The sequence below is a fragment of the Pedobacter sp. 05T44 genome (genome assembly GCF_056395985.1).
Genome location: NZ_JBFTKO010000036.1, coordinates 1 through 8,406 on the forward strand (window position 1 = coordinate 1; position 8,406 = coordinate 8,406).

General features: G+C 35.7%; 9 protein-coding genes. 3 read left to right on the forward strand and 6 right to left on the reverse strand.

Features of this window, described 5'->3' with window-relative positions:
• Positions 1 to 235: 235 nt before the first annotated feature.
• From AC1DDK_RS26000 to AC1DDK_RS26015, 4 genes are all read right to left on the reverse strand, one after another.
• Positions 236 to 871 carry a peroxiredoxin gene (locus AC1DDK_RS26000; RefSeq protein WP_172659878.1) on the reverse strand — a complete coding sequence of 212 codons (636 nt, stop codon included), beginning with the start codon at positions 869 to 871 and terminating at the stop codon, positions 236 to 238.
• Between the two features lie 71 nt (positions 872 to 942).
• On the reverse strand, positions 943 to 1,869 hold the full coding sequence (locus AC1DDK_RS26005; RefSeq protein ID WP_288879046.1) for a DUF72 domain-containing protein: 927 nt from the start codon (positions 1,867 to 1,869) through the stop codon (positions 943 to 945).
• A 74-nt stretch (positions 1,870 to 1,943) separates the two neighbouring features.
• Positions 1,944 to 3,032, reverse strand: coding sequence for a S1C family serine protease (locus AC1DDK_RS26010; protein ID WP_288879045.1), 1,089 nt, complete (start codon positions 3,030 to 3,032; stop codon positions 1,944 to 1,946).
• A 1-nt stretch (position 3,033) separates the two neighbouring features.
• Positions 3,034 to 3,600 carry an RNA polymerase sigma factor gene (locus AC1DDK_RS26015; protein ID WP_048906590.1) on the reverse strand — a complete coding sequence of 189 codons (567 nt, stop codon included), beginning with the start codon at positions 3,598 to 3,600 and terminating at the stop codon, positions 3,034 to 3,036.
• A gap of 209 nt (positions 3,601 to 3,809) precedes the next feature.
• On the opposite strand from AC1DDK_RS26015, the gene AC1DDK_RS26020 reads away from it, so the two are divergent.
• The 3 genes from AC1DDK_RS26020 to AC1DDK_RS26030 all read left to right on the forward strand — a co-directional run bounded on the left by AC1DDK_RS26020 (position 3,810) and on the right by AC1DDK_RS26030 (position 6,127).
• Positions 3,810 to 4,013 carry a hypothetical protein gene (locus AC1DDK_RS26020; RefSeq protein ID WP_048906591.1) on the forward strand — a complete coding sequence of 68 codons (204 nt, stop codon included), beginning with the start codon at positions 3,810 to 3,812 and terminating at the stop codon, positions 4,011 to 4,013.
• A 137-nt stretch (positions 4,014 to 4,150) separates the two neighbouring features.
• On the forward strand, positions 4,151 to 5,497 hold the full coding sequence (gene purB / locus AC1DDK_RS26025; protein WP_172659874.1) for an adenylosuccinate lyase: 1,347 nt from the start codon (positions 4,151 to 4,153) through the stop codon (positions 5,495 to 5,497).
• 78 nt (positions 5,498 to 5,575) lie between these two features.
• Positions 5,576 to 6,127, forward strand: coding sequence for a NifU family protein (locus tag AC1DDK_RS26030; RefSeq protein WP_048906593.1), 552 nt, complete (start codon positions 5,576 to 5,578; stop codon positions 6,125 to 6,127).
• Positions 6,128 to 6,259: 132 nt separating this feature from the next.
• Here the strand turns inward: AC1DDK_RS26030 and AC1DDK_RS26035 are convergent, their stop codons facing one another.
• Together AC1DDK_RS26035 and AC1DDK_RS26040 are read right to left on the reverse strand one after the other, a co-directional pair.
• Positions 6,260 to 7,054 (reverse strand): inositol monophosphatase family protein, encoded by a 795-nt coding sequence (locus AC1DDK_RS26035; protein WP_288879044.1) that lies wholly within the window; start codon positions 7,052 to 7,054, stop codon positions 6,260 to 6,262.
• A 14-nt stretch (positions 7,055 to 7,068) separates the two neighbouring features.
• A complete protein-coding gene (locus AC1DDK_RS26040; protein ID WP_337716595.1) occupies positions 7,069 to 8,223 on the reverse strand; it encodes a prolipoprotein diacylglyceryl transferase in 1,155 nt (384 codons plus the stop codon).
• Positions 8,224 to 8,406: the final 183 nt, after the last annotated feature.

The window sequence follows — 8,406 nt, forward strand, 5'->3', positions numbered from 1 at the left end:
CCATGAGCATCTTAAATGCAATAAGAAATAAGATTGCCCTAAGAGTGGTTGCAGTGGTAAGTCATCAGAAACCTTATGTCAGTAATCAATTAATTGCGGCATAAATTATATTAAAAAATACTTGCATGAGTCATAACAATCATCTCGACAGAATGCGGAGAAATTGAATTCCAGAAAACAAAAAGCGGGGCATTGTAAAAATGCCTCGCTTTTTGTTTATCCTTATATTACACTATTACTTATTAGGTTGAGGTGTAGTTCTTAAATAAGGTTTAATTACTTTATGTCCTTTGGGGAACCTTGCAGGAATGTCTTCTGTTTTAATACTGTTCATTACAACAACATCTTGTCCATCTTCCCAATCTGCAGGAGTTGCAACGCTATAATTAGCGGTAAGTTGTAATGAATCGATTACTCTTAATACTTCGTTAAAGTTACGCCCTGTAGACGCAGGGTAGGTTAGCATCAATTTAACCTTTTTATCAGGAGAGATGATGAACAACGAACGTACAGTTAAAGTTTCTGATGCATTTGGATGGATCATATCATAGAGATCAGCAACTTTCTTATCCTCATCTGCAATGATAGGAAACTCTACATTTGTATTTTGAGTTTCATTGATGTCTTTAATCCAGCCTTTATGAGACTCTGCAGAATCAACGCTAAGCGCCAGTACTTTAACATTTCTTTTTTCAAATTCTCCTTTTAAAGATGCAGTACGGCCAAGTTCCGTGGTACATACCGGAGTATAATCTGCAGGGTGAGAAAACAAGACTCCCCAGCTATCTCCCAGAAAATCATAAAAATCGATATTACCAATAGAAGTTTCTGCCTTAAAATTGGGAGCTGCGTCCCCTATTCTTAAACTCATAATTATATATTTTAGTAGTAAATAACAATGTTTAAAAGTAAATATTAAAGTCTACAAGTTAAGTATACTATTTAAAATAATTCTCCTGTTTTTGTAATAAAATTAATTTCAGGAATCTTACTTCCCAAGTGCTTATTAAACTGTTTAATGGTATAATCGGCAAGAATGGGTGTATCCTTTTCATCATGTTGGTGCAGAAAGAAGTACACTTTTTCCAGTCCTTTATCCAACCACTGTTTAATTCTTACCACCCAATCGTCTATCCTTGCAAAGTCAGAATCCTGATGTGCCGATCCATTTCCGACAAAGCGAATAAATATTTCAGGTATGGTTAGTTCCATGTGCACACAGTCTCTCCTGCCGCTTGCATCAGTAATTACTGCACCCTTATTTAACTTTGCAAACATATCAAACACCTGGTTCCTATTCGCTTCTTCCAAAAACCATCCTTCGTGCCTTAATTCCACAAAAACAGCAAGGTCAGTAGGCAGGTATTTCAGGTATTCTTCCAGAACAGGCAGGCTCTTAGGTGTAAAGTTATCTCCAAGCTGCAAAAAGCATGGCCCCAAGAACTGAGCAAATTCAGAAATACTTGCCAGAAAAAGATCTGTTGGTACCTCTGCATCTTTTAGCCTTTTAATATGGCTGATTGTTCTGGAAAATTTAGGACAGAAAATAAAACTATTATTGGAATTATCCTCAGCCTTGGCTTTCCATTTTTTAATCAGCTCTGCATTCGGGATGCTGTAAAAAACTGCATTCAGCTCAATAGAATTGAAATGTTTTACATATTGATCCAGAAAGTCGGCTTCTTTGGTTTTTGCTGGGTAAATCATATTTAACCATTCCTTTCGGCCCCATTTGGCACAGCCAACGTAAAACTCAGGGTTTTTAGCCGGCTTACCTTTCGACAATGTTTTTGAAGTTTGTATGCCATCTTTTGGCAATGTAAAATTTACATGCTTTATCTGGCTATCTGTTACTTTTCCGAAATCCATATTTAAAGTTCTATATAAAGCAAAACCCCGAAACTAAATTAAAGTTTCGGGGTTTCAAATTTATGTGTTAGTTATTAGTTATAACCTTTTATCATAAACACGTAATCCTGAATTTTGGATACCTGTTTTGATGGCTCTAATTTCGATAATTTGCTCTTCCTAACAGAAGATATCCTACCCACTATAGAATCCTGAGGGATAGAGCTTAACGCTTCCTGAAGGAACTTTGCTTTTACCGCAAAGGTTGCTCCGTCTGTATAGCTTTCTTTAGCATTGATTATGCCTATTACGTTTCCGCTATTATCTAATAGCGGCCCGCCACTATTACCTGGATTAACATCAAGAGATAACTGATACGCTAAAGTATCACCATTAAAACCACTTTGTGAACTTAAATAGCCTATTCCTAACACTACTTCATCTTTAGGATAACCCAGTGTGTAAACAGATTCTCCGAGGCCAACTTTACCCTTTTTTAATGAGTAAGGTAACGAGCCTAATGAAAACTTTTTATCAATGATTTTTAGAATGGCAATGTCATTAATAGGATCTTTATAGGTAATATCAACTTTATAAAGATCACCTTTGTTGTTCTGAACGTACACCGTATCAGATTTTTCGACTACGTGATAGCTAGTTAAGATATATCCGTTAGAAGAAATTGCAAAACCGGTACCGCCAAATTTCACGGGCTTAACAGGCACCTTTGAATTCTGGCTTGATTTTACATCTCTGATCAGGTTATTGGTAGAACTTTTAAGCTTACTAAGCTCAGCACTCATTTGTTTATAGCTACCGGTTTGCTCTGTAGTTTGTTGTATAGAATAAATGGTAACAATTGTTAATAATATAAAAGAGGCGGCCACAGCAATTGCTGATTTATTTTTACGCCACATATTAACAATAAACGAAGGATGAGGTCCAAGCTTTCTGCTTAAAGCATCAACATCGATCTGATCATGTGCATGATCCATCTTGTTTTTCAAATCAAGATTTGAGGCATAATCCTTTAACGAATCCAGAAAAACCTTGTGCGCAACAACCTTATGATCAACAGTTGGATCATTTAAGCGTAGTTGCTCAAAAGCGGTAGCTTCTGCCTCAGTAAGTTTACCGTTAAGGTAATCTTCAATTATGCCCTCTAACTCTATTTCGTTCCTCATATCACGATTGAAAAAATAATTTCTTTAACCTTTGTAAGCACTTATATTTTTGTGTTTTTGCGTTATCGGTATTGGTATACCCAAACTTTTCACAAATTTCCTGCATGGAAAGGTTGTTAATATAAAAATCCTGAATAATGGTCTTGCAGGGTTCACCTAAATGGAGGAGTGCTTCTTGCATCTTATCAAATTGCCTATCCTTCTCTTCATGCTGTTCAACATCCTCTTCTATCGCTATCACATCCTCAAAGTCAGAGATGTTATTGGTTTTCTTGCTTTGCTGTGCTAACTTCTTTAACCAAATACGTCTGCAGACTGAGTATATATAGGTCTTTAGTTTACTGCTTAACTCGAAATCTCCGCTTTTAATTTTATTATATAAAACAATTATGCCTTCCTGATACACATCTTTTGCATCATCTTCATCACCGTTATTATTTAATATAAACTGTAAAATCATCGGAAAATACCCCGTATACAATTTATTTAGCGCTTCTTCTGAGTTATTTAAGACCCCTAAAACTACCTCTCTATCTGTTGGAACTGAACTGCTTAACTTATTACTCACCAATTAATACATTTAAACGTGAATGGTAACCCAATGATAACAAAAAAAATTACTTTTTTTATTTCTTCCTTAATACGGCAATACTATAAAGAGTAACCCAGTAACCCACATTAAAATATTTTTTATTTTTTTTTCAATTAGGTGGGTTACCTTTTAAACTTTCCTGTATTAATCTGTAAAATTAATTAATTATTTAAAATAGAATTAGAATGAAAAACGCATTTAAATTTGGCTTTTTAGCTTTAGCAATCTCTTTATCAGTAGCAGCTTGTAACTCTGAGAAAACAGGTGAATCTACAGATACTACTGTAACTGATTCATCTACTGTTGTTACTCAAGTTGATACTAACGTAACTGATTCAACTGTAAAAGATACTACTGTAACTACTACTGTTGACTCAACTAAACACTAGTCATTTTTAACAAAATAAAAAAGGCTTTGGAATCTCCAAGGCCTTTTTTGTTATCCAAAGTTTTGCTTTTCAGCAACCTTACTTCATTAAAAGGCTAATAAATGCTACATTTGCGCTTGTAAAAATAAGTCAAATTCATGAATTTATCTCCTCTTCAAGCTATTTCTCCAGTTGATGGACGTTATAGAAACACTACTCAAAGCCTTTCTAAATATTTTTCAGAGTCAGCATTAATAAAATACAGAGTATTTGTAGAAATTGAATACTTTATTGCACTTTGTGAAACAGGCTTACCTGGTTTAAAAGAATTCGATAAATCTATTTACGGTAAACTACGTTTAATTCATGAGCAGTTTGATGATAACCATGCTCAGGAAATTAAAGACACAGAAAAGATCACCAATCATGATGTTAAAGCGGTTGAATATTTTATAAAAAAGCAATTTGATCAATTGGGTCTCGAAGCTTATAAAGAGTTTATCCATTTCGGATTAACATCTCAGGATATCAACAACACAGCTATACCTTATACTATTAAACTAGCTTTAAATGAAGTTTACTATCCTCAAATAGCTGAGTTGATTGCTAAAATAAAAAGTCTGGCTACTGAATGGAAAGATGTGCCCTTACTTGCACATACGCATGGACAGCCTGCATCTCCTACTAAACTTGGTAAAGAGTTTATGGTATTTGCTGAACGTTTAGAGATTCAGTTAAATAACTTAAAAAACATCCCTAACAGCGCAAAATTTGGCGGTGCAACAGGTAATTTTAATGCACACCATATTGCTTATCCTGGTGTAAACTGGGTAGATTTCTCTAATAATTTTGTAAATGAGATATTAGGCCTTTCGCGCGCTCAGTATACTACTCAAATTGAGCATTATGATCAATTTGCTGCACAATGTGATGCTTTAAAAAGAATAAACAACATCATTATTGATCTTGATAGAGACATTTGGGCGTACATTTCTAAAAACTACTTTAAACAAAAGATTAAAGAAGGTGAAGTTGGTTCTTCTGCAATGCCTCATAAAGTAAACCCTATTGATTTTGAAAATGCAGAGGGTAATGCTGGTATAGCAAATGCGTTATTCGAATTTTTTGCGGCTAAATTACCAATTTCACGCTTACAAAGGGACCTTACAGATTCTACGGTACTTAGAAATGTAGGCGTGCCTCTTGCTCACACTACAATAGCTATTGCATCTACGTTAAAAGGTTTAAATAAATTATTGCTGAATAATGAAGCTATTAATGCCGACCTTGAAAACAACTGGGCTGTGGTTGCTGAAGCAATTCAGACTGTACTTAGAAGAGAGGCTTATCCTAACCCATACGAAGCACTTAAAGATCTTACCCGTACCAATCAGAAGATTACTGCTGATACCATGGCGAACTTTATTGATGGTTTAAATGTGAATGATCAGATTAAACAGGAATTAAAGAACATCACTCCTTTTAACTACACGGGCGTATTTTAGATATAATGACCTAAAACAGACATCGATACCTTAAATTGCACCAACGAATTATTTATTTTTGTAGAAAAAAAGAAGACAATGACTATTAACGTATATACTGAACAAACTCCAAACCCTGCTACAATGAAATTCATGGTCAATAAATTATTGATCAATGGCAGTGAAGATTTCGCAACTAAAGAAAGTGCTGAGCACTCTCCTTTTGCAAAGGAACTGTTTAAGTTCAACTTTGTTAATGGTGTTTTTTTTGCAAGTAACTTTGTTACGATTACAAAAACAGAGGGTGTTGAATGGCCGGATATCGAACCAATTCTTAAAGAATTTGTTAAAGGAGCTGTTGAATCTGAATATAAAATAAAAGAAGAAACATCTGATGAGACACCTACTTTTGAAGGAACAGATCTTGAGATTAAAATTCAGCAAATTCTACATGATTATGTTCGCCCGGCAGTTGAACAAGATGGTGGTGCAATTAGCTACAAATCATTTGATGAGGGTGTTGTAACTGTTGAGCTTAGAGGTTCATGCAGCGGTTGCCCTTCTTCTACCATTACCTTGAAATCAGGAATTCAGAATTTATTGCAACGCATGGTTCCTGAAGTGAAAGAAGTAGTGTCTGAAGCTTTGTAAGCCGATTTAAATATAAAGAAAGAGCCTGTTTCAATGTTGAAACAGGCTCTTTTGTTTTATGTTGTTCTTATAATCTTTGTCATCCTGAATTTACTTCAGGATGACATGGTGGCGATAACACGACTAATTCTATTAACTTTTAAAACTCCGTTTAATAGCTTCTAAGATTTCACCATCAATCAAGCCATTTGTTGCCAGAATTTCTCTGGTTTCTAGAAATTCATCGCCTCCGGCAAAGTTTAATATATTTCCACCTGCCTGTTGTACCAGAAAAGCACCGGCAGCAACATCCCAGGCATTCAGGTTATACTCAAAGAAAGCATCGAACCTGCCACATGCTACATAAGCTAAATCAACCGCAGCCGAACCTATGCGCCGTAAGCCATGCGTTTTCTGCATCATTTCTGAAAGTAGCTGCATGTATTGTGCCTGTTTCTCGAACTGATAATATGGAAATCCTGTAGCCAGTAAACAATCTGATAAACCTGGTCTGGAAGAAACCTTAATCACTTTGTTGTTTAAATAAGCATCGCCACCTTTATAAGAATAAAACATCTCTCCGCGGTTTATCTCATAAACTACACCAACAACGGGTTTATCCTCTTCATAAAGCGCTATGCTTATAGAATAAGTGGGAACACCATGAATAAAGTTGGTAGTGCCATCTAATGGATCTATGATCCAATTGTAAACAGCACCTTTGCTATTTATGGTTTCTTCTTCAGTAGTAAAACCTGCTTCAGGAATTAGCTTGGCTAAATTTCTAACCAATAACTTTTCAGCATTCTTATCTACATAGGAAACCATATCGTTTAGGCCTTTGAACTCGACAGCACCTGCATCGAAGTTCATCGACTCTTTTCTTATAAAATTGCCTGTTAAGCGGGTAACAGCAATTACCTTAGAACATATTAATTCGTAATTCAACTCAGAAAAAAATTTTAATAGTTAGCCAACTTTTCTTTGTTCTTGTATGAATATAAAACAAGACCTAAGCCAGACAAAAACAGAATACTTGAAATTAGCTCTGCCTGCGTAAAATGTATACCGGCAACATTATATTTAGTATTTACTCTGATCAATTCAATAAAGAAGCGTTCCAGACCGTTTAGCATTAAGTATATACCAAACATCATTCCCGGAGATTTAATACGGTCACGGATCTTCCATAAGATCAGGAACAGTATAAAGCATACGATTACCTCATATATAGGTGTTGGGTATACCGGCTGAGGTAATTCGTTACAGAACCTGCCAACGCAACCCGCAATAGGATTTCCTTCGTTAGCAACGTTATTTGGATAGGTATAAGCCCATAACCAATCCGGAAGCCATGAAATTGGCTTAGCGTTTAGATTAGCGATTCCCCAGTCGCCATCACCAGACATATGGCAACCAATTCTGCCCACACTGTACGCAAGCATCATACCTGGTCCGCCAATATCAAGCATGTGCAATACTTTAATATTATTTTTCCTTGCGATATATAAAACAGCAGCACCGCCACAGATTAGTCCACCGTAAAACGTTAAACCACTAAATGACAATAAGCTGCCGATAGGATCTTTTACAAATGAGTCCCAATGTTCCAGGTTATCGAATATCTTTGCTCCAAGAAAGCCCCAGATAGCGGCCCAAACGATAAGAGTACCCATTAATTCATATGGGTGCTGCGTTACTTCAACAGTTTTTGGTTTGGGTAATTTATGCGCATTTTTCTCTTTATAATCCCAGTAAGCAAACAAACCAGCAAAAAACAAGCCTCCAAGTATATTACCTTTTAATGAAAGAAGTACTGTTTGGGCATCGCTTACAAACAGCTGATAGTTTAAGAGTGCATAAACTAATTTATACCCGATCAGGAACCCGAATACACCATTATAAGCCAGCTCAGTTGTAGTAGCAGGCTTACCAATAGTCATCGTTTTTTTGATTGGATGAAGAATACCAAGTGCTTCCTTACGTTTAAACTCATGAGTAAAAGCCCAGTAACCAGCAATAAAAGCTAAAGCGACAAAAACACCAAAGGTGTTAAACGGCAATGGGACTTGTATACCAAAAAGATATTCTAAAAAATGAGATACAGTAGGAAACATACGTATAAAAAAGTTTTATGCGAATATAGTATTAATGCGCTAAAACTTCTTCTGTTTCGGCAACTTCTACCTCACCATCGGCGGTAAGCTCAATAAGTTTTACGGTTTTGATTTCATTTACCATTACCGGGTCATATTTAGCTTTAACTTTTACATAGTTCTTGGTAAAACCATGCATAAAAC

Coding starts and splice junctions, on each gene's coding strand:
- AC1DDK_RS26040 (WP_337716595.1), bottom strand. CDS start 8,223: ATGTTTCCTACTGTATCTCATTTTTTAGAATATCTTTTTGGTATACAA.
- AC1DDK_RS26010 (WP_288879045.1), bottom strand. CDS start 3,032: ATGAGGAACGAAATAGAGTTAGAGGGCATAATTGAAGATTACCTTAAC.
- AC1DDK_RS26000 (WP_172659878.1), bottom strand. CDS start 871: ATGAGTTTAAGAATAGGGGACGCAGCTCCCAATTTTAAGGCAGAAACT.
- AC1DDK_RS26005 (WP_288879046.1), bottom strand. CDS start 1,869: ATGGATTTCGGAAAAGTAACAGATAGCCAGATAAAGCATGTAAATTTT.
- AC1DDK_RS26020 (WP_048906591.1), top strand. CDS start 3,810: ATGAAAAACGCATTTAAATTTGGCTTTTTAGCTTTAGCAATCTCTTTA.
- purB (WP_172659874.1), top strand. CDS start 4,151: ATGAATTTATCTCCTCTTCAAGCTATTTCTCCAGTTGATGGACGTTAT.
- AC1DDK_RS26030 (WP_048906593.1), top strand. CDS start 5,576: ATGACTATTAACGTATATACTGAACAAACTCCAAACCCTGCTACAATG.